This window comes from Amycolatopsis sp. NPDC021455, assembly GCF_040640995.1.
Classification (GTDB): domain Bacteria; phylum Actinomycetota; class Actinomycetes; order Mycobacteriales; family Pseudonocardiaceae; genus Amycolatopsis.
In genome coordinates, this window is sequence record NZ_JBFACT010000079.1 from 1 (window position 1) to 21,837 (window position 21,837).

The following is a 21,837-nucleotide window of genomic DNA, read 5'->3' on the forward strand; positions in this document are numbered from 1 at the left end:
CCGCCCCCGTCCTACCCCCCCATTTGGGGCTTCCGCCCCCCACGACGCACCGAACGCCACATTGGGTGCGTCCAACGCAACCAACGCCACATTGGGGCGCTCGTCGCTAGTGCCGGCGGGACCTCAGTGCCTCGATGACTTCGTCGTCCCACCGGTGGGTCCGGATCAGCCGGTAGCGCTCCGCGGCCACCCACATGTACGCCTCGGCGTCGGTCCGGTCGCCGATCAGCCCGGCCTGCCGCAGCATCGCCACCACCGGGCCGAACTCCTCCTCGAACCACCGCTGCGCGACGCTCGCCCGGTCGCAGAACTTGCCTTCGTCCTGCATCAGCCGGAAGCCCCACGCCTCCACGTGCTCGCCCAGCTTCGCGTAGTCCCACGGGTCCGACACGATCACCGACGCCCGCGCGTGGCCGGTCAGGGGGACGCGCTCCAGGAACAGCCGGCGGTAGTCCTTGACGATCAGGTCGCCGCGGTGGCGGATGCCGCTCGGGTCCAGCTTGGTCTTCACGACCGTGACCGAAGCCTCTATTGTGGACAGTCCCTGCGCCAGGGCGACCGAAACCCGGTGGTGGCCGTCGATGATGAAGTGCAGCTCGCCGACGCGGTAGACCTCGATCGGCGGGATCTCCTCGCCGCGGCGGGCGGCCAGCGCCAGGCGTTCCCAGCGCTCGCGGACGCGGGCCGACGTCGGGCGGAAGCGGCGGTCGAAGTCGCGGCTGCGGTCCACCGTGCCGACGATCGAGTCCAGTTTGATCACCCGCAGCCCGATCCGGTGCTCGCCGAGGTAGCCGAGCGCCTCCACCACCTCGTGGAACGGCAGCATGATGTTGACGTCGTCGGGCTCACGGCGCAGCCACGTCGAAAGCCGCGAAAGCACTTGGCCGCGGCGCGCGCGGAGGAAGTCGTTCTCCGCGTCGGCGCGGGGAAACCCCGTCTCTTTCATGAGAACTCCATGATCCGGTGGCCCACCACGTTGCGGATCCGGGTTTCGCCGACGACCCGGTCCGGCACCGGCTCGCCGTGCGGGTGGATGTGCCCGTGCAGCAGCCACTTCGGGCGCAGCGCGTCGATCGTCCGGTGCAGGCACGCGAACCCGCGGTGCGGCGGGTCCGGCCGGTCGCCGAGGTCCAGCGGCGGCGAGTGCGTCAGCAGCACGTCGACGTCCCGGCCGTCGCGCCACCGCCGCCACTTCGCCCGCCGCACCAGGCCGCGGGCCCGGCGGGCCTGCTGGCGCTGCGTCCACTGGTTCGGCCCGTCGTTGTAGCGGATCGACCCGCCGAGCCCGGCGAACCGCAGCCCGGCGACGTCGACGATCCGGCCGTCGGCGTTGACCCCGCCCGCCGGGCCCGGCCACGGCGTCGGGAAACCGTCCTTCATGGACAGTCCGCCGTAGCGGGTGTAGCCGCTCAGGTCGGGGTCGTGGTTGCCGGGCACGAACACGCACGGCACGTCCAGCGCGCCGGCCAGGAACGCGAGGTAGTCGTAGGGGAGGTCGCCGGCGCCGATGACCAGGTCGACGGAGAAGCCGCGGACCGCGTCGGTCCACAACCGCTCGTCCACCTCGTCGGCGACCACCAGCGCTTTCGGCATGGACCCAGGGTACGACGTCCCCGGGTCACTTCATGCCGTGCGCGAACCCCGGGTCGGCGACGATGACGAAAGTGATCACGAAGATCCACACGAGGCTGAGCGTGAGCGCCCAGAACTTCAGGTTGGAAAACATCCTCGACATGGGAATTCTCCCGAAAAATCCGGTGGAAAGAAAAGGGGACCTAGAGCCAGCCGTTCTTCCGGAATATTCGGTACAGCAACAGGCAGATCGCCAGGATCACGGTGATCACCAGCGGATACCCGAACTTCCAGTGCAGTTCGGGCAGGTAGTCGAAGTTCATCCCGTAGATGCCCGCGATCATCGTCGGCACGGTGATGATCGCCGCCCACGACGTGATCTTGCGCATGTCGGTGTTCTGCTGCAGGGAGATCTTCGCGACCGTCGCGTCGACCAGTGTGGACAGCAGCTCGTCGAACGCCGCCACCCGCTCCGACACGGTCGTGAGGTGGTCGGCGACGTCGCGGAAGTACGAGCGGACCTCGTCCGGCACCAGCCGCGTGTAGCCCTCGGCCAGGCGCTGGATCGGCGTCGCCAGCGGCATCACCGCCCGGCGCAGCTCGAGGACCTCCCGCTTCATCAGGTAGATCTGCTCGGCGCTGATCTGCGAGCGGGGCGCGAAGACCTGCGCCTCCATCTCGTCGATGTCGTTCTCGATCCGGCCCGTGACGTCGAGGTAGTGGTCGACGACGTGGTCGGCGATGGCGTGCACGACCGCGGACGGGCCCAGCTGCAGCCGCTCCGGGTCCTCGTCCAGCTCGCGGCGCAGCCGCGCCAGCCCGGAGTGGTTCCCGTGCCGCACGGTGATCACGAAGTCGCGGCCGAGGAACACCATCAGCTCGCCCGTCTCCACGATCTCGTTCGCCGTGGTGGGTGACTCGTGTTCGACGTACCGGACGGTCTTGACCACCAGGAACAAGGTGTCGTCGTAGCGCTCCAGCTTCGGCCGCTGGTGCGCTTCGAGCGCGTCCTCGACCGCCAGCTCGTGCAGCCCGAACGTGTCCGCCACACCCTGGATCTGCTGGGCGTCCGGCTCGTGCAGCCCGATCCAGACGAACCCCTCGTGCCGCTTCCGGACCTCCTTGATCGCCTCGGAGTGCGTCCAGCGGCCGGGCAGGCGCTCACCGGCGACGTACACCGCGCAGTCGACGACGTACGCCGACAGCGGCACCGGGACCGGGCGGACGGGAACGGTGCCCTTGTTGCCGCGGCCGCGAAGGCCGCCGAGCGAGGGGATGGCAGGCATGGGATCTCCTGGACGTCGTGCGTGGTCGTGCGAAGACGACTGACCAGGGGCGGAAAAAGCGTCCGCCCGGCGACACACCAGCGTTCCCGGGGAGAGAAGGCCTACCTGGAGACGACCCGTGAGGTGGGAACGCTGGGACTACTAGGGAGCGGACTATCGCCACTACTCATCGAGTTCCTCACCTCCTTCGGGCCGGGTGCAACGTGGTGGGGCTCGCGTTGACGCGCGAACACCGATGGTTGAGGGTACTCCTCACTACGGATGCGTGTCGTACCAGCCTCACGCGGTGTTACGCGACAGGGAGATGACGAGTGCAGTTCGGCCGGTATTACGAGGAGTTCGAGGTCGGGGCGGTCTACAAGCACTGGCCGGGCAAAACGGTCACCGAATACGACGACCACCTGTTCTGCCTGATCACCATGAACCACCACCCGCTGCACCTGGACGCGCACTACGCCGAGGAGACCACCGACTTCGGCAAGAACGTCGTGGTCGGGAACTACGTCTACTCGCTGCTGCTGGGCATGTCCGTGCCCGACGTCTCCGGCAAGGCCATCGCGAACCTCGAGGTCGAGTCGCTGAAGCACGTGAAGCCGACCTTCCACGGCGACACGATCTACGGCGAGACCGAGGTGCTGGACAAGACGCCGTCGAAGTCCAAGGACGACCGGGGTGTCGTGTACGTCGAGACCCGCGGCTACAAGCAGGACGGCACGATCGTGTGCACCTTCCGGCGGAAGGTGATGGTGCCGAAGCGCTCCTACGGGGAGACTCGCGGCGGGGAGCAGCCGGGCCGGCCGGTGCCGCACGAATGAGGCTCTGATGGACTTGGACGGGATCAAGGGCGTACTGCGCACGTTCGCGGAAGTCGAGGCGCGCGGGGTGTCGCCGCTGTACGAGCACCTGGCGCTGCAGGCGGCGGCGGACGACGACGTCGCGGGCCTGCTGTCGGTGGCCCGCGACGGCGAGGTCCGCGGGACGCTGCTGATGGCGACCGCGCACCGGCTCGTGCAGGCGGACCCGATCCACCCGCTGTCGCGGTACTACCCGTCGCTGGGCGGTTTCGACGGCGTCGACTCCGACACCTGGCCGTTGTTCCGGTCGTTCCTGCTGGAGCGCGCGGACAAGGCCCGCGCGCTGATCGCCTCGCGTTATACGCAGACGAACGAGGTCCGGCGCGCGGCGCTGCTGTACCCGGGCGTCGCGCGGGCGGCTCGCGAAGCGGGCGGGAAGGTTTCGCTGCTGGAGGTGGGCTGCAGCGCCGGGCTGCTGCTGGGCCTGGACCGGTTCGGCTACCGCTACCAGTGCGACGGCGGCGACCAGCTGACGGCGGGCCCGGCGAAGGCCGCGGTCGGCCTGCACTGCGCGCTGGACCTGGCCCCGGGCGCGGTGGCGCCCAAGCTGCCGAAGAAGCTCGCGGTGCTGGACCGGGCGGGGCTGGACCGGGCCCCGGTGGACCTCTCGGACGAGGACGAGCTGGCCTGGCTGGAGGCGTGCGTCTGGGCGGACCAGCCGGACCGCATCAGGCTCCTGCGCACGGCGGCGGCCGAGCAGGCCAAGCACCGGCCGCGGTTGGTGACGGGCGACGGCGTGGACGACCTGGCCTCGGCGGCGGCGTCGCTGGAGGGGCCGCTGGTGCTGGTGACGAGCCACGCGCTGGCGTACTTCCCGGCCGACCGGCGCGCGGCGTTCGTCTCGGAGCTGGCGTCGCTGGCCGAGTCGCGGCCGGTGTGGTGGGTGTCGGAGGAGTTCTACGGCGCCGGCCTGGATCTCGTGCTGCCCGGGCGATCGGATCTGGCGGGTGCGGACGGGCTGGCGACGCTGGGCGTCGTCCGCTGGGAGGACGGCAAGCCGGAGGCGCACGCCCTGGCGCGAACTGCTCCGCACGGGCAGCGGATGACCTGGCTGCCGCTTTAGCTCCGGCGGCTCGCCAGCCGTCTTGAACGACTCGTTCCCGTCGTCCGACGACCTGAACGAGTCGTTCAAGACATCGCAGCCGTGCCGTGCTCAAGCCCGCGGCAGGGCGCTCCAGTCACGGAGCGTCACGTAAAGCAGATCCACCAGCGCCCCGCCCGCTTCGAGCGCGGACAGGTCCGCCGCATCGGACCAACGGGCCTCCGACGCGTCGTCACCCGCCGTGAGAACCCCGCCGGTCACCTCGCAGGCGTAGTCGTGGATCTCGTACGGCCCCCGGGTCACCGTGCCGATCAATGTGCCCGGAATCACGTCCAGCCCGGTCTCCTCCCGCAGCTCCCGGACCACGGCCATCGCGTCCGATTCGCCCGGTTCCACGCGCCCGCCGGGCAGGGACCACAGCCCCGATCCGGGGTCGTTCCGGCGCCGGATGAGCAGCAAACGGCCTCGTGAGTCGAACGCGATGCCGCCGACGCAGCGGATCGTGGTGCTCGCGGGGTGTGTCATGTCCCGAAGGGTAGACGTGACCGAACTGAAAACGGATGTCCTGTACACGGAGAGTAGCCGTACGGTACACTTCGGACCGCGTGCTGACCCGAGCGCGGGACTTACCTCCCGTGTCCCTGTCCAGTGCGGTACAAGTTAAGTGCCACTTGTCCGGTGTCACCGTAAGAGACGGGATTGATCACGGTGAACGTGAAGAAGATTGCGGGCCTCGCCGGTATCGCGCTGGTGCTGTTCTTCGTCATTGCCCAGCCGGGCCAGGCCGCGGGCCTCGTCGGCAACATCATCCAGTTCCTGCGCGACTCGGCCGAATCGGTGATCACCTTCGTCAGCAACGTCTTCAAGGGCTGATCGGGGGCTACCCTCGAACCATGTTCGCGCCACGCGATCCCGACGAGTACCTCCTCGACACCGAGCGGCGGGTCATCCGGATCCGCCGCCACTGGGCGGTGCTGCTGTGGGACACCTTCGAGGCGGCCGCGCTGCTGGCCGTCTGCGTCCTGGTGTCCTACCTGCTGCCGCCGGCGCTGTACATCGGCCAGAACATCCTCTGGTACGTCGCGCTGCTCGTCGTCCTGCGGTTCGCCTACGTGGTGATCGAGTGGTGGGTCGAACGGCTGGTGGTCACGGACAAGCGGTTCGTCATGACCACCGGCGTGTTCACCACCAAGGTGCTGATGATGCCGATCAGCAAGGTCACGGACCTCAGCTACGTCCGCACCGCCAACGGCCGCATGATGGGCTACGGCACGATGGTGGTCGAGTCCGCCGGTCAGATCCAGGCCCTCAACCGGATCGACTACATCCCGCGCCCCGAAGAGTTCTACGACACGATCTCGGAGCTCGTCTTCGGCGACAAGCAGAAGCAGGCCGAACGCTTCTCGATGATCAAGGCCCAGCGGGCCGCCCGAGGCAAGAAGCCCGTCGGCTGAGGCGTCCCAGTGCGGATGTGACCTAGCGCATCGTCGAGAATGGACACGATGCGCATCGACCTGCACGCCCACTCCACCGCTTCCGACGGCACCGACTCGCCGGCCGGGCTCGTCGCCGCGGCCGTGACCGCCGGGCTCGACGTCGTCGCGATCACCGACCACGACACCACCGCGGGCTGGGCGCCCGCCTCCGAGGCGGTGCCGCCGGGCCTCACCCTGGTCCCCGGCGCCGAGCTCTCCACGGTGTCGGTCGACCCCGAAACCGGCCGCCAGATCAGCGTCCACCTGCTCGCCTACCTCTTCGACCCGACGGCCGAGGCGATCGTCACCGAGCAGACCCGGCTGCGGCTCGAGCGCCGCACGCGGCTGCGCCGGATGGCCGAGCGGATGGCCGCCGACGGCCTGCCCGTCGACGCCGACGAGATCTTCGGCCTGCTGCCCGAGGACTCGCCGCCCGGCCGCCCGCACCTGGCCCAGGCGCTGGTCCGGGCCGGGCTCGTCAAGTCCGTCGACGAGGCGTTCGCCGACTACCTGAGCCCCCGGCGTGGCTACTACGTCGCCCGGCGCGACACACCGGTCGGGGAAGCGATCGACATGATCGCCGCCGCCGGCGGTGTCACGGTCATCGCGCACCCCTTCGCCTTCAGCCGCGGCGCCACCATCAGCGAGGACACCCTCGCCGAGCTGGCCGCGCGCGGGCTCACCGGGGTCGAGGCCGACCACCCGAACCACGACGTGCCGACGCGGGCCCGCACCCGCGAGCTCGCCGGCGAGCTCGGCCTGCTGGTCACCGGGTCCAGCGACTACCACGGCACGAACAAGACGATCGTGCTCGGGGAGTGCACCACCGACCCCGGCCAGTTCGAGGAGCTCGTCGCGCGTGCGACCGGCAGCCAGGTCGTGAAGGGCTGACATGGCGATCGCCGACTTCTTCGACGTGAAGCTCTTCATGAGCGCGACGATCACGCTGATCGTCATCATGGACCCGCCCGGCACCGTGCCGGTGTTCCTCAGCCTGGTCGGCCGCAAGCCGATGGCGACGCGGGCGCGCGCCGCCCGGCAGGCCGTGCTGGTGTCGTTGCTGGTCATCAGCCTGTTCGCGGTGGCGGGCCAGGCGATCCTGGCCTACCTCGGCATCGGCATCCCGGCACTGCAGGGCGCGGGCGGGCTGCTGCTCCTGCTCATCTCGCTGCAGCTGCTCACCGGCAACGGCCACGAGCCGGAGACGGCGGCCGAAGACGTCAACATCGCACTCGTGCCGCTGGGCACGCCGCTGCTGGCCGGGCCCGGCGCGATCGCCGCGACCATCGTGTTCGTCCGGCAGGCGGACGGTCACCTCGGCGCGTACATCGCCCTGGCGCTGGCGATCGTCACGACCCACTTCGTCATCTACCTCTGCATGCGCTACTCCGGCTTCGTCATCCGGCTGATCAAGGAAAGCGGCATCACGCTGCTGGCCAAGGTGGCCGGCCTGCTGCTCGCCGCCATCGCCGTCGAGCTCGTCGCGAACTCCGTCCGCGGCTTCATCGCCGGCGCCGGCTGAACGCCGCCACCCGGGTTGTCCTATCGGACAGGATGCGCCCGGTTCGTTGACATCGTTGGCACCTCTCGCGCAGCCTGAAGCTCAGCTCAGCGATTGAAACGATTCAACGTCGTGCGGAGGCCTCGATGAAGTGGCTCAGAGCGTTCCTGCCGGTGGCGGTCCTGGTGGCGAGCGGCGTGGCCGCCGCGCCCGCCACGGCCGCGCCCGGCTGGCAGAAGTACGTCGTCGCCCCGGCGAGCCGGGACGTCCGGCCGGTGAAGGTGCTGTCCACCAGCGGCGACGTCGCCAACCCGAACGGCCTGCTCGGGCGCGGGGTGGCGACGTTCAAGCGGCAGGCGCCGCCGCCGAAGCCGGTGTGGCCGGCCGGGAGCACGGCCGCCGCGTCGTCGTTCCACGCGCCGAACAACGGCGGGAACGGCCAGCCGCGGACCTACGACCCCGGCAACGCCGTCGACGGGAACACCGAGACGTTCTGGAACGACGACACGATCGGCGCCTACCCGGACGTCCTGACGATCACCGCAGCGGCGCCGGTCGCGCTCCCCGGTGTCACCCTGTTGTCCAATGTGGACGGAGTACCGCAGGACTTCACCGTCGAGGTGCTGGACGCGGGGGTGTGGCGGGTCGCGGCTTCCGTGACCGGGAACACCGCCGTGCAGCGTGCGGTGACCTTCGACCGGCCGGTGACCACCACGCAGGTCCGGATCACCGTGACCAAGGACCAGAACACCCCGTCCGGCGAGTTCAGCCGCGTCGCCGAGGTCTGGCCGGGCGTGGTCGCCGATCCGCCGGTGCCGGTCGCGGTGCTCGACTTCGGCAAGGTCGTCGCCGGCTACCCGAAGATCGCCTTCGCGGGCGCGTCGGCGAACCGGCCGGGCATCCGGCTGTCGTTCTCCGAAACCCAGCAGTACCTGAGCGAACGCTCCGACTTCACGCGTTCGGACTTCTCCGGCGGGCCGGGCAGCGACCAGTACGCGGTGCCCGCGACACCGACTGTCTGGCGTGACACGAAGGGTTGTCTCTCGGGGAACCAGGTGTGCGCGGACGGCCTGCACGGCTTCCGCTACCTGCGGATCAGCCTCGACGCACTGGCGTCGGACGCGCCGCTCGCGCAGGCGTCCGGTGAGGTGCGGATCAGCGGCGTCTCGCTCGACTTCACGCCGTTCCTCGGCACGCCGTCGACCTACCGCGGCTGGTTCGAGTCGTCCGACGAAGACCTGAACAAGTACTGGTATGCGGCGTCCTACACGAACGAGCTCGGCATGGACACCTTCCGGGAGTCCGATGTGGACCCGCGCGGCGCGTTCTCGCCGACGCTGGACGGGAAGCTGGTGCTGCACGACGGCGCGAAGCGCGACCGGGACCCGTACGTCGGCGACGTCGCGGTGTCCGGCTTGACGCAGTACCTGACCCACCAGGACGGCACGGCGGCGAAGAACGTCCTCGCCGACCTGGCCGACCACCAGCGCGCGGACGGCTGGATCCCGCCGGCGTCGATCAACAACTACACGTTGCCGCTGTTCGACTATCCGCTCTGGTGGGTGACGTCGAGCTGGGACTACGTCCTCTACACGGGCGACACCGCGTACGCGGCTTCGTACTACCCGCACCTCGTGAAGACGCTCGACACGTGGTATCCGTCGGTCACCGATTCGCGCGGGTTGCTCGCGAAGGGCCTTAACGGCACCGGCGGCTACGGCGACTACGCGTTTCTGCCGCGTACCGGCGAAGTGACGTACTACAACGCGTTGTACGTCCGGGCGCTTCAGGGCGCGGCGGGCCTGGCGCGGGCGACGGGACACGCGGCGGACGCGGACCGGTGGCTTTCGCGCGCTTCGGGCGTCGCGGCGGCGGTGAACCAGTACCTGTGGGATCCGGCGGCGGCCGCGTACCTCGACTCGGCGACGGGCGCGGTGCGCCACGGCCAGGACGGCAACAGCCACGCGATCCTGGCCGGGATCGCTTCGCCGTCGCAGGCGACTTCGGCGCTGGCGCGGCTGGCGGCGGGCGCGTTGCCGTACGGGAACCCGTTCATGGACAACGACACCTTGGTCGGTGACGGCACGAAACGCGTGTACGCGTTCACGTCGTTCCCCGAGCTGCAGGCGCGGTTCCGGAGCGGGCAGGCGGCGTCCGCGATCGACCAGATCAAGCGGATGTACGGCTGGATGGCCACGCACGACCCCGGAATCACGGCGTGGGAAGGCATCGGCGAGGGTGGCTCGCACTACGAGCAGGGTTACACGTCGGCCGCGCACGGCTGGTCGACGGGTGTCGTGCCGGCTTTGACGAACGAGCTGCTGGGCGTTTCGCCGACGTCACCCGGCTTCGCCACCTGGAAAGTCGCCCCCAACCCGGGCGGCGTTTCTTGGGCGCGCGGAGCGGTGCCGACGCCGAAGGGCGCGTTGTCCGCTTCGTGGTCTCAGCAGGGTCCGGTGTTCTCGCTGACGGTCACGGCTCCGCACGGGACATCCGGGTCGTTGGTGGTGCCGGGTGGTCGCCTGGTGCTGCTGGACGGCCGTGCGGTGCGTTCCGCCGGACCGCTCACCGTGTCCGGCGGCACCCACACGGTCCTCGTGCTGCGGTAGCCGAAGTCCGTGAAGGCCTCCTTCCCGGCTCTTAAAGCCGGGAAGGAGGCCTTCACGGCTTTCCGGGTGCCGTGCGGAAAGTGTCGGTGGTGGTGCGTAGCGTGGACGGCGTGAAGGAGCAGATGGGCTTCGATTTCGGCGTCGCGCAACCGGTGCGGCTCACGAAGGTCTCCCCGGCGCGGCTGGCGACCTTCGACGACTGTCCGCGCCGGTACCGGCTCGCGTACCTCGAACGGCCGACACCGCAGCGCACCGGGCCGTGGGCGCACAGCACGCTCGGCGCGGTGGTGCACAACGCGCTGCGGGCGCTGTTCGACCTGCCGGTGCTCAAGCGGGTGCCGCAGCGGGCGATGGCGCTGGTGGCCGAGTTCTGGAAGGACGCGGGCTTCGAGAGCGAAGAGCAGGCGGCGCGGTACCGGGCGCGGGCCAAGGGCTGGGTGGCGGAGTACGTCGAGGACAACGACGTCAGCCACGACCCGGTCGGGCTGGAGCGGTGGGTGTCGGCGCCGGTCAGCCCGGCACCGGGGGAGCGGCCGTCGATGATCGTCGAAGGCCGCGCCGACCGGATCGACGCCCGCGAGGGTTCGCTGGTCATCGTGGACTACAAGACGGGCCGGCGTCCGCCGGACGAGTACGAAGCTCGGGCGTCGCAAGCGCTTGCGTTGTACGCGGTGGCGGCGGCGCGGACGTTGCGGATGCCGTGCACGACGGTCGAACTGCACCACCTGCCGAGCGGCACGATCGCGGCGGCGGAGCACACGACGGAGAGCTTGCAGCGGCACCTGCAACGCGCGGACGAGACCGCCGCAGACCTCAGGCTGGCCACGGATACCCTGGACGCGGGCGGCGACGGGGACGTGCTGTTCCCGCCCCGCCCGGACCGGCGTTGCGCCTGGTGCGACTTCAGGCCGAGTTGCGCGGCGGGCCAGGAAGCCGCCCCGGCGGCGCAGCCCTGGGACCTGCTCGCGCCCTGAACGGGAGGGAACGTGGCTTCACCGGACACCGACGAACTGGCCACGGTGCCCTTCGCCGCCGGCGCCCAAGAGCCGGAAACGGCCCCGCGGCAGCGAGTCGAGCCGGCGGACTCGCCTGATGCGCCGCGGGAGCGGGCCGAGCCGGAACGGATCGAACCGGAGCCCGCCGAGCCGGAATCCCCGACTACGGCTGGGGCTCCGGCTGGGGCTGGGGCTCCGGCGAAGGACGGCGGCCGCTGGTGGCGAGGTTTCACCGGCTCACTCGCGGCGGGGCTCACGGTCCTCGCGGTCGGGGTACTCGTCGTGGCGGGAATCTGCCTGTACACGGACGCACCCGGCCCCGGCGCGACCCTGCTGATCGGTCACCCGATCGCCGCGGTGCTGGCCATCCTGGCCCAGCGAGTCGCCGACCGCCGCAACGGCCTCCCGGCCGTCGGGGCGGCCATAGCGGTGGTCCTGTTCACAATCTCGGCCCTGACCCTCTTCTGGCTAAGCTGACCAGCAACTCCCGCCCCGACCACACGAGTTCGGGCTCCAATCACGCGAGCTCCGCGTTCCAGCACATGAGATGCCCGCTCAATCACGTGTGATGCCCCGCCAATCACGGGTGATGCCTGCCCAATCACGCGAAATGCCTCTCCGCGCACCGGAGCCCAGGCCCGCGCGGCACCTCGGCGGCCGAAACTCGAAACTCGCGGGTCCGAGCCGGGGCCTGCGTGATCGGAGCCGGAACTCGCGTGATCGGAGCCGGAACTCGCGTGATCGGAGCCGGAACTCGCGTGATCCGGGCCGGAACTCACGTGATTGAGGCCGGAACTCGTGATCAGGCGGGTATCTCGCGTGATTGGAGGGGCATCACTCGTGATTGGAGGGGCATCACGTGTGATTGGTGGGGCATTGCGGTTACTTGAGGGCCGTCAGGGTGGTGCCGCGTTCCTCCAGCAGGACCGGGCCGGCCGCGGCCAGGCGGACCACTCCCGTGTAGCCGCGGCGGTCGACGCCGACCGTGCGGATCGTCGAGCCGTCGTTCTCGTTCAGGACCGCCAGGCCGCCCTTGATCGGGACCACCAGCTGCTGCGCGAACGTGATTCCCGGGCCCTGCGCGCTGCTCAACGTCCAGCGCGGCGAAAGGTCGTCACGCGACAACGCCACCACCTTCGAGCCGCTGAACCAGTACATGTTCTGGCCCGCCTGCGTGGTCGCCTCGACGCCCGCCGGGGGATCGGCCGCCAGGTCGGCCGCCGGCACGTCCAGGGGGTACGCCGCGCGCTGGGTGCCGTCGCCGTTGTACGTCACCAGGAGCTTCTGGTCCGGGAGGACCACCGCCGTCACGTCGCCGGACATCGCGATCACGCGGGCGCGTTTGCCCGCCAGCACCGAACTGAAGCTGACCTGGGGCTCGTCGTCCTTCTCGGGCGTCGCCTTGTAGACCGTCAGGCGGTCGGCCGGGTCGCCCGGGCACCGCTCGATCACGCCGACCTTGCCCGACGCCGCCGCGACCGTGCCGTACGTGCAGCCCGTCCGCGGCTGCTTGCCCGCGTTGACCAGCGCCGGGACCTGGCCGTACTCGGCGCTCTTCACCAGGTCGTCGCGCCAGGTGTCGAGGAGCTTCTTGCCCGTCGCCGTCACGTGCGAGCCGTCGCTGACCAGCTGCGTGCCCAGCTCCGCGTTGCCGTTGCGCTGGGCCGTGATCCGCCCGGTCGCCGGGTCGAGCTGCGTGACTTCGCTGCAGTTGAGGGTCTTGTGGTAGACGGCGTTGATCCGGCCCCACGTCTCGTTCACCGTGCACAACGGCAGGTCACGCGTGTAGTGCCAGCGGATCCGCCCGGTCAGCGGGTCGCGGACGGCGACCTCGCCGCCGTCCGCGGTGGCCACCGAGTCGCCGGCCACGACCGGGACCGGCGTCGCACCGCTGGGGGCGCTCCACACCTCGGCCATCGAGCCCGGCACCTTGTCCGGCGCCGCGGGCAACGGCGGTGGCGGCGCCGCCTCGGTCCGGTCGGTGGCCGCGCTGTCGCTCGTCACGCCGATGACCAGCGCGGCGGCCACCACGCCCACCGCGATCAGCGCGGCGGCCACCCGGTCCCGCCCGCGGTTCCAAGGCGACCTGCGTGCCTTGACCCGCGGGGCGGGCGGAGTGGTGCTCTCGGGAGCGTCCTCGAGTACGTCCTCGGACCCGTAGTCCGCCTGGTCGACGTCGCTCACGTACCCGAACCCCCGATGGAGAATCGTCAGTCTGCCGACGCAGGTGTATCAGACGTCGCGGCCGGGCGGCGACGGCGGCGCCGCCGAGCCGGACGCTCGGCGTTCTCGCCGGCCTCCTTTTCGACGGCCGGGCCGGTCGTCTCCGGGGCGTTGCCGCTGCGGGTGCGACGGCGGGTCCGGGTACGGCCCTCCGAAGCCGGAGCGTCTTCCGAAGGAGCGGCGGCAGCGGCGTTGTCCGCCGCCTCGATCGCCTCGGCCGCCCGCGCGCCACCGCGGGTCCGCTTGCGCGGGGCCCGGGTGCGCTTGCGCGGCGCGTCTTCCGAAGACTCCGCCGAGCGGCGGCCACGGCCGCGCTTCTTGCCGCCCAAGTCCTCTTCCTCCTCGGCGGCCAGGCCCGCGCGGGTCCGCTTGGCCAGCGGCAGCCGCCCGGTGGTGCCCTCCGGGATGCCCAGGTCCTCGAACAGGTGCTTCGACGACGAGTACGTCTCCACCGGCTCCGGCATGTCCAGGCCGAGGGTGTCCGAGATCAGCTTCCAGCGCGGCTCCTCGTCCCAGTCGACGAGGGTGACCGCGACGCCGGTGCGCCCGGCGCGGCCGGTGCGGCCGATCCGGTGGACGTAGGTCTTCTCGTCCTCCGGGCACTGGTAGTTGATCACGTGCGTGACGTCGTCGATGTCGATGCCGCGGGCGGCGACGTCGGTGGCGACCAGGACGTCGACCTTGCCCGAGCGGAACGCGCGCAGCGCCTGCTCGCGGGCGCCCTGGCCCAGGTCACCGTGCACGGCGGCGGCCGCGAAACCGCGCTCGACCAGGTCGTCGGCCACCTTCTGCGCGGTGCGCTTGGTGCGGCTGAAGATCATCGTCAGGCCGCGATCGGCCGCCTGCAGGATCCGGGCGACGACCTCGGGCTTGTCCATCGAGTGCGCCCGGTAGACGAACTGGGCGGTGCGCTCGTGGACCGCGCCGGCGTCGTTCTCCTCGGCGCGGATGTGCGTCGGCTGCCGCAGGAACGTGCGGGCCAGCGTGATGATCGGGCCGGGCATGGTGGCCGAGAACAGCATGGTCTGCCGCTCGTCGGGCACCATCCGCAGGATGCGCTCGATGTCGGGCAGGAAGCCCAGGTCGAGCATCTCGTCGGCCTCGTCGAGCACCAGCCCGCGGACCTTGCCGAGCACCAGGTGCTGCTGCTCGGCCAGGTCGAGCAGGCGGCCCGGGGTGCCGATCACGACGTCGACGCCCTTGCGCAGCGCCTCGATCTGCGGCTCGTACGGGCGGCCGCCGTAGATGGCCAGCGTCCGGATGCCGAGGTGCTTGCCGGCGCCCTTGAGGTCGTTGGCGACCTGGATGCACAGCTCGCGCGTCGGGACCACGACGAGCACCTGCGGGGTGCCGTCGCCGGGGACCTGCACGCGGTGCAGCAGCGGGACGCCGAAGCCCAGCGTCTTGCCCATGCCGGTGCGGGCCTGGCCGATGAGGTCGTCGCCGGCCATGGCCAGCGGCAGCGTCAGCGCCTGGATGGCGAAGGTGCGCTCGATGCCCGCCTCGCCGAGGGCCTTGACGATCTCGGGTTTGACGCCGAAGGACGCGAAGGTCGGGGCCTCGGGCTCGACCGGGGCGCCCGCCTGCAGCGGGTGCGAGGTGTCGAGCGCGGCCGGGCCGGTCTCGCTGTGTTCCAGCGCGACGGCGGGGGGCTGTTCGGTTGTGGGAATTTCTGCGGTCAGGGTGATCGCCTCTCTCGTGACCAGCGCGCACCGCCGTTGGTCCGCTCGACACTCGACCGGGAGTAAACCCTGGTCCCTGGCGCTGATCTGGAGCGCGGAACCGGTCCGTCCCGGGAATGCCGGAAGAGGCGTGCACGCACATTGCAGTACGTCGGCAGGCCTCGTGGCCTGCCTGTTTCCCGACGCCGGTATGGCGTACGGAAGCTTGATATCGGACGCCAGTGTACCTGGTCAGCAGTTTTTCGACAGTACCCGGCGCGCCGGAACCAGTGTGATCGGTCTCGTCGCGGCACGCCCGGGCGCTTCGGCGATACCCTGCCCCCGTGACCGAGCCGAAAGAGATCTCAGAAGGCGTAGTCGACCTTCTGGGTGTGATCGCCTATGGCGAACTGTCCGCGTTCGACCGGCTGGCCGAGGACGCGCGCAATGCTCCCACCTTGGCCGGGCGGGCCGCGCTCGCGGCGATGGCGGCCGCCGAGATCGGTCACTACGCCCAGCTCGCCAAGCACGTGGCCGCGAACGGCATCAAGATCGAGGACGCCATGGCGCCGTTCGTGCACCACATCGATGCCTGGCACGCTTCGACCGCGCCGAAGTCGTACCTGGAGTCGCTGGTCAAAGCCTACGTCGGTGACGGGCTCGCCGCCGACCTCTACCGTGAGATCGCCAGCTGGCTCGACCCGGAGACCAAGGACCTCGTGCTCACCGTGCTCGCCGACACCGGCCACTCCGCGTTCGCCGAACGCGAAGTCGCCGCCGGCATCGAGGCCGACCCCAAGTCCCGTGACAAGCTCGCCCTGTGGGGCCGCCGCCTGCTGGGCGAGGCCCTGACCCAGGCCCAGTACGTCGTCGCCGAGCGCGACGGGCTGGCCGAGCTCATCGTCAGCGGCTCGGGCGACCTCTCCGGAATCGCGGCGCTGTTCCGGCGGTTGCAACAGGGGCACACGAAGCGCATGCAGGCGCTCGGCCTGGGCTGAACCCGATGGAGTACCCGGAAGTGACGACGCGGTCAGGCGCGGACATGCGCCACCGGAACGAGCCGGTTCGGTTAGCCTTGGCCGGCACATCCCTTACGAATTTCCAGCGGAGGTCCCACGTGGAGGTCAAGATCGGCATCAAGGACACGCCGCGCGAGCTGGTGGTGTCCAGTGGCCAGTCTCCCGAAGAGGTGGAGAAGCTGGTCGCCGAGGCCCTGACGGCCGGTGACGGGCTCTTCCGCATCAACGACGAGAAGGGACGCAAGTACATCGTCCCGTCCGACCGCATCGCGTACGTCGAGATCGCCCCGTCCGACGTCCGCAAGGTCGGCTTCGGCGTCGGCGACTGACTCGTTCCGGCGGGAAGGCCACCCCGCGGGGCGGCCTTCCCGGTTTCACCGGATTGTGGTGTTTTCCTTGGAGTGTCGCTTTTCCGCCGCCTAGCTTCGGCCGGTGACCACTCTCGAGCCGGCCGCCGTCGCGGATCTCGTGCGGAGCACTCTCTCCGCGCACAAGTCGTTGTTCCTCGCCACTTCGGGCAGCGCCGGGCCATGGGTCGGCGGGGTGTACTTCGCCGAAAGCGGCGAGTTCACCCTGAACCTCGTGCTCGAGGACCGCGGCCGGACGCTGGCCGCCGTCCGGGAGAACCCGGCGGTCTCGGTCGTCGTCTCGACGGGCTCGCCGATGCAGCCGTTCCTGCAGGCCCAGGCGTTCGCCGAGATCGTCGCCGGCGACGAGGACGCTCAGGTGCGCGAGCTGCTCGTCACGAAGGTCCCGGAGGCCGCGCCCTTCCTGGCCGCGCCGGTCACGGCGGTCCGGCTGACCGTGCGGAAGTGGCGGGCCACCGACATCGCGAACGGCCTGCTGCCCGGCGTGGAGCTGCCGGGTCCGCGGTTGCCCTAGGCGTTCAGTTCTTCCAGCGTCGTGGGCACGTGGAACGGTGGCGTGCTCGTGCCCGTGATGCGGTACCGGCCCCACGGGTCCGGGTCGGAAAGTTCTCCGGTGGCCGTGTGCGAGCCCGCCTGGATGGAGACCGGCTTCTTCTTGCCGCCCGCCAGGCGGGTCAGCTCCTCGTTCACCGCCACCCGGCCGTACCAGCGGTAATAGCCGTCGATCGGCTGGAAGTAGCCGCGCAGCTCGACCGTCGCCGCCACGGTCACCCCGTCGACCACCAGGGTGACCGGACCGGTGTAGCCGTCTTCGCTCATGACGTCTCCTCCAGCGAATCCGCGCGGCCCAGCTGGACCACCTTGTTGGCTTCCAGGGGCAGGTTCGGGTCGATGACCACGCCGTGCTGCCTGGTCAGGCCGTCGATGGCGGCCCAGATGATCTGCGTCAGGTACTCGACGACCGAGTCGCGGCTCATCGACCGGCGGTCCAGCCACCACTCGCCGGTGTTCTGGACCATGCCGACGATGCCGTGCGCCCACGGCTCGGCCGCGCCGGAGTCCATGTTGAACATCCGCATGTAGTCGCCGAGCAGCGCGGTCAGCGCCGTCGCGATCAGCTCCTTGTCCTCGGCCACGACGTCCGACGAGACCGGCTTCTCCGGCCGGCCGTGCGCCAGGAGCCGGTAGAGGTTCGGGTGCTCCTCGATCACGGTGAAGAACGCGTCCAGCGCCATCCGGATCCGCGGCACCGGCGCCAGCTCGGCGTTGATCGCCGGGATCAGGCGCTCGAACAGGATCTCCGTGCCGCGCTGGCCGAGGGCCACGTAGAGGTCGGCCTTGTCGTCGAAGTGCCGGTACAGCACCGGCTTCGTGACGCCGGCCTCCGCGGCGACGTCCTCCATGCCGAGGTCCGGGCCGTGCGTGTCGAGCGCCCGCAGCGCCGCCTCGACGAACTCCTTGCGCCGGGCGATCCGGTGCTTGCGCCACCGGTCGCGCCGGGCGTCGCCGGTCGCCTCCTCGCCGCGGGAGGGCTTGCCGGGCTGCTTGGTGCGCTTGACACGTTCGATCACCAGGGTCATGCTACGCAGAGGTAACTGTTACCTCAAGTTACACATCGCGGAAGGGGTGTCGGCAATGACGCGGACGCTGAAGGAACCGGATCGTGAGAAGACCGCGGACCGCCTGCTGAAGTCTTCGGCGAACAAGTTCTACGACCCCGACGTCGACATCGACTGGACCGCGCCGCTGGTCGAGGGCAAGCGGTTCATCCTCGAGAAGCGGTCCTCGCTGTACGGCACCGAACTGTGGGACAGGCTGACCCCCGAACAGCGCATCGAGCTGGGCAAACACGAGGTCGCGAGCGTCGCCACGACCGGGCTTTGGTTCGAAATCCTCCTCATGCAGATGCTGCTCAAGGAGGTCTACGAAGAGGATCCGACGTCCGCGCACGCCCAGTTCGCGCTCACCGAAATCGCCGATGAATGCCGCCACTCGACGATGTTCGCGCGGATGGCGTCGCGGATCGGCTGCCCGGCGTACGGCCCGGTGCCGTGGCTGCGGCGCCTGGCGAAGCTGATGCCGACGATCTCCTACGGCCCGGCGCGCTACGGCGCGATCCTGGTCGCCGAGGAGGTCCTCGACCGCCTGCAGCGCGAGCAGATGAACGACGAAGGCGTCCAGCCGCTGGTCCGGATGGTCAACCGGATCCACGTCCTGGAAGAGGCCCGCCACGTCACCTTCGCCCGCGAAGAGGTCACGCGCGGCATGGCGAAGCTGTCGAAGGCCGAGATCGCCTACCAGCAGTTCGTCATCGCGCTCATCTCGTACTTCGTGACGCGGGCGTTCATCAACCCGGACGTCTACAAGGCGGTCGGCATCCGGCCGCGCGACGGCGTCGAGGCGGCGCTGAACAACCCGCACTGGCAGGGCACCATCGCGTGGGCGGGGGAGAAGATCATGCCGTTCCTGCAGGAATCGGGCCTGGTCGGATTGCCCGGGAAGTACTTCTGGCGCAAGTCGTTCCTGCTCCCGGCGGGCCGATGACGACCGTCCTCGCGCCCGGGCGCCGGTTCGTCGCGAGCGACGGCGCCACACTCCACGTTTCCCTGAGAGGGCCGGCCGATTCGGCCGTGACGCTGGTGCTCGTGCACGGCTGGACGCAGGACCACCGGACGTGGGACTTCGTGCTGCCGCACCTCGACCCCGGCCTGCGCGTGCTGCGCTACGACCTGCGCGGCCACGGCGGCTCGACGGCCGCTCGGCCCGGCGGCGCCACGATCGCCCGGCTGGCCGACGACCTCGCCGAGCTGATCGCCGCCCGCGTCCCGGACGGGCCGCTGGTCCTGGCCGGGCACTCGATGGGCGGCATGACGCTGATGGTCCTCGCCGAACGGCACCCTTCCCTCGTCAAGGAACGGCTGGCGGGCGCGGCGTTCGTCGCGACCTCGTCCGGGGACATGGACCAGCTGACGCTCGGTTTCCCGGGCGTCGTGGGAAGGGGCGTGACGCGGTTCGAACCGCGCCTGGCCCGGCTGCTGGCTCGCCTGCGGAGCGACACGCTCCGGCTGCGGCCGGGGCTGGTCCGCTCGGTCGCCCGTCGGTTGGTCTTCGGCGATCGCCCGGGGCGCGAGCAGGTCGACAGCGTCGTCGAGCAGCTGCTGGCCGCGCACCCGGCGAGTGCGGGGATGTTCCTGGACGCGATCGCGGCCCACCGGGGCGTCGGCGGGCTGGGCGCGCTCTGCGACGTGCCGTCGGTGGTGCTGGCGGGGGAGAAGGACCGGCTCTGCCCATTGCCGCACGCGAAGGTGATCGCGGACGAGCTGCCACACGCCGAATTCGTCCGCTTCCCCGGCGCGGGCCACATGCTCCCGCAGGAACGCCCGCACGAAGTGGCCCGCCGCCTCTCGGTCCTGACCCGCGCGGCTCAAAAGCCGTGAAGGCCTCCTTCCCGGCCATAAGAGCCGGGAAGGAGGCCTTCACGGCACTTGTCAGGCGTCCTTGAGGGGGAAGCCGCCGCCGATGCCGCGCCAGGCCAGGTTCGCCGTCAGGGCGACGGCTTCCTCGCGGCTCATCGACTGGTGGTGGGCCAGCCAGAAGCGGGCACTGACCTGGCTCATCCCGACCAGCCCCACCGCCAGCAGCCGCGCCTTGTCCTCGTCGAGGCCCGCGTCGGCGGTGATCGTCTCGGTGATCGCGTCCACGCTCGCCGACGTCGCCCGGTCGACCGCTTCCTGCACCGACGGCTCTCCGCGCAGGTCGGACTCGAAGACCATCCGGAACGCGCCCGCGTCGTTGCTGACGAAGTCGAAGAACGCGCCGACCGTCGCCGGGACGCGCTGCCGGTTCTCCGTGGTGGAGTCCAGCGCCGTCTGCACGCGCTTCACGAGTTCGTCGACGTGGCTCTCCAGCAGCGCGATGTAAAGGTCGAGCTTGCCGGGGAAGTGCTGGTACAGCACGGGCTTCGAGACGCCCGCGACCTCGGCGATCTCGTCCATCGCGGCGGCGTGGTAACCGTTCTCGGCGAAGACCCGCTGCGCCGCGGCGAGGAGCTGAGCCCGGCGCTCGGTCCGGGGCAGCCGCACCCCACGTTGCTGCAGCCGCGTCATCTCCGTCATGCTCGTCCTCCCGTCATCGCTTCTTCGACGGGCGGGGTCGCCACCGCGTGAAGTCGCCCTGAAGATTACTCGCCGGTACGTGTGCCGCGCCAAGGGTCGGGCATTCTGGACTCGTGAAGACCACCGTGCGGGCCCGGCCGCCGCTGACCCACGTGCCGCTTTCGAACAGGGCCCTGCCGTCGCTCGACCCGGTCCCGCCGCCCTGGCCGGCGGCCTTCGAAGAGGTCGGCACCGCCCGCCTCCACGTCCGCCGCACACCCGGCCCGGACGGCGTGCCCGCGGTGTACGTCCACGGCCTCGGCGGCTCGTCGACGAACTGGACCGACCTGGCCGCGCTGCTCGCGCCCGTGGCCGGCGGCACGGCGATCGACCTGCCCGGGTTCGGTTACTCCGAGCCGGAAGACGGCTTCGACTTCACGCTCCAGGCCCACGCCGACGTCGTCGTGAAGCACATCGAGGCGGTCGGTGCGCCGGTGCACCTGTTCGGCAACTCCATGGGTGGCGCGATCGCCTTGCTCGTCGCCGCGCGAAAGCCGGAGCTGGTGAAGACGCTGACGCTCATTTCGCCGGCGGTGCCCGACCTGCGGCTCGACCCGCGGCGGCTGTCGGACCCGCGGATGGCCTTCGCCTACCTGCCGCTGGTCGGCGCCCGGGTGCGGGCCCAGCTGGCCGCGCTCGGCCCACGCGAACGCGCCGCGCAGGTCATCAAGCTGTGCTTCGCGGACCCGTCGCGGTTCCCCGAGAGCAGGCTCGACGAGCTGACCGAGGAACACGGCGCCCGCGCCGGGTTCGCCTGGGCCGCGCCCGCGATGGCGCGCAGCACGTTCGCCATCTTCCGGGCGTGGTCGACGCTCGGGAAGGCGTCGCTCTGGTCGGTCGCGCCGCTCGTCAAGGCGCCGACGCTGGTCGTGTGGGGCCGCGAGGACCGCGTCATCTCCGTGAAACGCGCCGTGCGGACCGCCCGGGCGATCCCGCGGGCCCGGCTGCTCGTGCTCCCGCGCACGGGGCACGTGGCCCAGATGGAACGCCCGGTCGTCGTCGCGAAGGCCGTGCTGGGCATGTGGGAGCACGTCGAAGCGGATACCTGGTAGCCCGATCGGGTGACGGCGAGTTCACT

Annotated in this window: 24 protein-coding genes; 15 read left to right on the top strand and 9 right to left on the bottom strand. The window is 70.5% G+C overall.

Annotation, left to right across the window (positions count from 1 at the left end; all coding sequences use genetic code 11):
- Window positions 1-106: 106 nt before the first annotated feature.
- From AB0G28_RS43030 to corA, 3 genes are all read right to left on the bottom strand, one after another.
- Window positions 107-946 (bottom strand): chromosome partitioning protein ParB, encoded by an 840-nt coding sequence (locus AB0G28_RS43030; protein WP_361103445.1) that lies wholly within the window; start codon window positions 944-946, stop codon window positions 107-109.
- Window positions 943-1,593 (bottom strand): metallophosphoesterase, encoded by a 651-nt coding sequence (locus AB0G28_RS43035; protein WP_361103447.1) that lies wholly within the window; start codon window positions 1,591-1,593, stop codon window positions 943-945. Before AB0G28_RS43035 ends, AB0G28_RS43030 begins: the two co-directional genes overlap by 4 nt.
- Before the next feature lie 182 nt (window positions 1,594-1,775).
- Window positions 1,776-2,858 carry a magnesium/cobalt transporter CorA gene (corA, locus tag AB0G28_RS43040; protein WP_361103449.1) on the bottom strand — a complete coding sequence of 361 codons (1,083 nt, stop codon included), beginning with the start codon at window positions 2,856-2,858 and terminating at the stop codon, window positions 1,776-1,778.
- Window positions 2,859-3,169: 311 nt separating this feature from the next.
- On the opposite strand from corA, the gene AB0G28_RS43045 reads away from it, so the two are divergent.
- Window positions 3,170-3,673, top strand: coding sequence for a MaoC family dehydratase (locus tag AB0G28_RS43045; protein ID WP_361103451.1), 504 nt, complete (start codon window positions 3,170-3,172; stop codon window positions 3,671-3,673).
- Window positions 3,674-3,680: 7 nt separating this feature from the next.
- The gene (locus AB0G28_RS43050; protein ID WP_361103453.1) at window positions 3,681-4,775 is read left to right on the top strand and encodes a DUF2332 domain-containing protein; all 1,095 of its coding nucleotides are present in this window, start codon (window positions 3,681-3,683) and stop codon (window positions 4,773-4,775) included.
- Window positions 4,776-4,865: 90 nt separating this feature from the next.
- On the opposite strand, the gene AB0G28_RS43055 is transcribed toward AB0G28_RS43050, so the two are convergent.
- A complete protein-coding gene (locus AB0G28_RS43055) occupies window positions 4,866-5,279 on the bottom strand; it encodes an NUDIX domain-containing protein (protein ID WP_361103455.1) in 414 nt (137 codons plus the stop codon).
- Between the two features lie 183 nt (window positions 5,280-5,462).
- Here AB0G28_RS43055 and AB0G28_RS43060 point away from each other — a divergent pair, with 183 nt between their 5' ends.
- The 7 genes from AB0G28_RS43060 to AB0G28_RS43090 all read left to right on the top strand — a co-directional run bounded on the left by AB0G28_RS43060 (window position 5,463) and on the right by AB0G28_RS43090 (window position 11,811).
- A complete protein-coding gene (locus AB0G28_RS43060; protein WP_163046845.1) occupies window positions 5,463-5,627 on the top strand; it encodes a hypothetical protein in 165 nt (54 codons plus the stop codon).
- A gap of 20 nt (window positions 5,628-5,647) precedes the next feature.
- Window positions 5,648-6,208 carry a PH domain-containing protein gene (locus tag AB0G28_RS43065; protein ID WP_020643599.1) on the top strand — a complete coding sequence of 187 codons (561 nt, stop codon included), beginning with the start codon at window positions 5,648-5,650 and terminating at the stop codon, window positions 6,206-6,208.
- A gap of 39 nt (window positions 6,209-6,247) precedes the next feature.
- Window positions 6,248-7,120 carry a PHP domain-containing protein gene (locus tag AB0G28_RS43070; protein ID WP_361103458.1) on the top strand — a complete coding sequence of 291 codons (873 nt, stop codon included), beginning with the start codon at window positions 6,248-6,250 and terminating at the stop codon, window positions 7,118-7,120.
- Between the two features lies 1 nt (window position 7,121).
- Entirely contained in the window at window positions 7,122-7,751 is a 630-nt protein-coding gene (locus AB0G28_RS43075; RefSeq protein WP_361103460.1) for a MarC family protein, read from the top strand.
- Window positions 7,752-7,876: 125 nt separating this feature from the next.
- Window positions 7,877-10,339 (top strand): alpha-L-rhamnosidase C-terminal domain-containing protein, encoded by a 2,463-nt coding sequence (locus AB0G28_RS43080; protein ID WP_361103462.1) that lies wholly within the window; start codon window positions 7,877-7,879, stop codon window positions 10,337-10,339.
- A gap of 122 nt (window positions 10,340-10,461) precedes the next feature.
- Window positions 10,462-11,313: a PD-(D/E)XK nuclease family protein gene (locus tag AB0G28_RS43085; protein ID WP_361103503.1), complete on the top strand. Its 852-nt coding sequence runs from the start codon at window positions 10,462-10,464 to the stop codon at window positions 11,311-11,313.
- Between the two features lie 12 nt (window positions 11,314-11,325).
- A complete protein-coding gene (locus AB0G28_RS43090) occupies window positions 11,326-11,811 on the top strand; it encodes a hypothetical protein (RefSeq protein WP_361103464.1) in 486 nt (161 codons plus the stop codon).
- Between the two features lie 405 nt (window positions 11,812-12,216).
- On the opposite strand, the gene AB0G28_RS43095 is transcribed toward AB0G28_RS43090, so the two are convergent.
- Together AB0G28_RS43095 and AB0G28_RS43100 are read right to left on the bottom strand one after the other, a co-directional pair.
- The gene (locus AB0G28_RS43095) at window positions 12,217-13,518 is read right to left on the bottom strand and encodes a hypothetical protein (RefSeq protein WP_361103466.1); all 1,302 of its coding nucleotides are present in this window, start codon (window positions 13,516-13,518) and stop codon (window positions 12,217-12,219) included.
- Window positions 13,519-13,544: 26 nt separating this feature from the next.
- Entirely contained in the window at window positions 13,545-15,008 is a 1,464-nt protein-coding gene (locus AB0G28_RS43100; RefSeq protein ID WP_361103468.1) for a DEAD/DEAH box helicase, read from the bottom strand.
- A gap of 554 nt (window positions 15,009-15,562) precedes the next feature.
- On the opposite strand from AB0G28_RS43100, the gene AB0G28_RS43105 reads away from it, so the two are divergent.
- The 3 genes from AB0G28_RS43105 to AB0G28_RS43115 all read left to right on the top strand — a co-directional run bounded on the left by AB0G28_RS43105 (window position 15,563) and on the right by AB0G28_RS43115 (window position 17,119).
- Complete coding sequence (locus AB0G28_RS43105) at window positions 15,563-16,216, top strand: ferritin-like fold-containing protein (RefSeq protein WP_361103470.1); 654 nt, start codon at window positions 15,563-15,565, stop codon at window positions 16,214-16,216.
- Between the two features lie 119 nt (window positions 16,217-16,335).
- The gene (locus AB0G28_RS43110) at window positions 16,336-16,566 is read left to right on the top strand and encodes a DUF3107 domain-containing protein (protein ID WP_013223016.1); all 231 of its coding nucleotides are present in this window, start codon (window positions 16,336-16,338) and stop codon (window positions 16,564-16,566) included.
- A 103-nt stretch (window positions 16,567-16,669) separates the two neighbouring features.
- The gene (locus AB0G28_RS43115) at window positions 16,670-17,119 is read left to right on the top strand and encodes a pyridoxamine 5'-phosphate oxidase family protein (protein WP_361103472.1); all 450 of its coding nucleotides are present in this window, start codon (window positions 16,670-16,672) and stop codon (window positions 17,117-17,119) included.
- Here AB0G28_RS43115 and AB0G28_RS43120 read toward each other — a convergent pair.
- Window positions 17,116-17,424, bottom strand: coding sequence for a DUF4873 domain-containing protein (locus AB0G28_RS43120; protein ID WP_361103474.1), 309 nt, complete (start codon window positions 17,422-17,424; stop codon window positions 17,116-17,118). The two genes, AB0G28_RS43115 and AB0G28_RS43120, sit on opposite strands and share 4 nt — an antisense overlap.
- Entirely contained in the window at window positions 17,421-18,185 is a 765-nt protein-coding gene (locus AB0G28_RS43125; RefSeq protein WP_361103476.1) for a TetR/AcrR family transcriptional regulator, read from the bottom strand. The genes AB0G28_RS43120 and AB0G28_RS43125 overlap by 4 nt, the downstream gene beginning before the upstream one ends.
- A gap of 55 nt (window positions 18,186-18,240) precedes the next feature.
- Between AB0G28_RS43125 and AB0G28_RS43130 the strand changes: the two genes are divergently transcribed.
- Window positions 18,241-19,149 carry a diiron oxygenase gene (locus AB0G28_RS43130; protein WP_361103478.1) on the top strand — a complete coding sequence of 303 codons (909 nt, stop codon included), beginning with the start codon at window positions 18,241-18,243 and terminating at the stop codon, window positions 19,147-19,149.
- The gene (locus tag AB0G28_RS43135) at window positions 19,146-20,042 is read left to right on the top strand and encodes an alpha/beta hydrolase (RefSeq protein WP_361103480.1); all 897 of its coding nucleotides are present in this window, start codon (window positions 19,146-19,148) and stop codon (window positions 20,040-20,042) included. The genes AB0G28_RS43130 and AB0G28_RS43135 overlap by 4 nt, the downstream gene beginning before the upstream one ends.
- 51 nt (window positions 20,043-20,093) lie before the next feature.
- Here AB0G28_RS43135 and AB0G28_RS43140 read toward each other — a convergent pair whose 3' ends face one another.
- The gene (locus AB0G28_RS43140) at window positions 20,094-20,720 is read right to left on the bottom strand and encodes a TetR/AcrR family transcriptional regulator (RefSeq protein WP_361103482.1); all 627 of its coding nucleotides are present in this window, start codon (window positions 20,718-20,720) and stop codon (window positions 20,094-20,096) included.
- A gap of 113 nt (window positions 20,721-20,833) precedes the next feature.
- Between AB0G28_RS43140 and AB0G28_RS43145 the strand changes: the two genes are divergently transcribed.
- Entirely contained in the window at window positions 20,834-21,811 is a 978-nt protein-coding gene (locus AB0G28_RS43145; RefSeq protein ID WP_361103484.1) for an alpha/beta fold hydrolase, read from the top strand.
- Window positions 21,812-21,837: the final 26 nt, after the last annotated feature.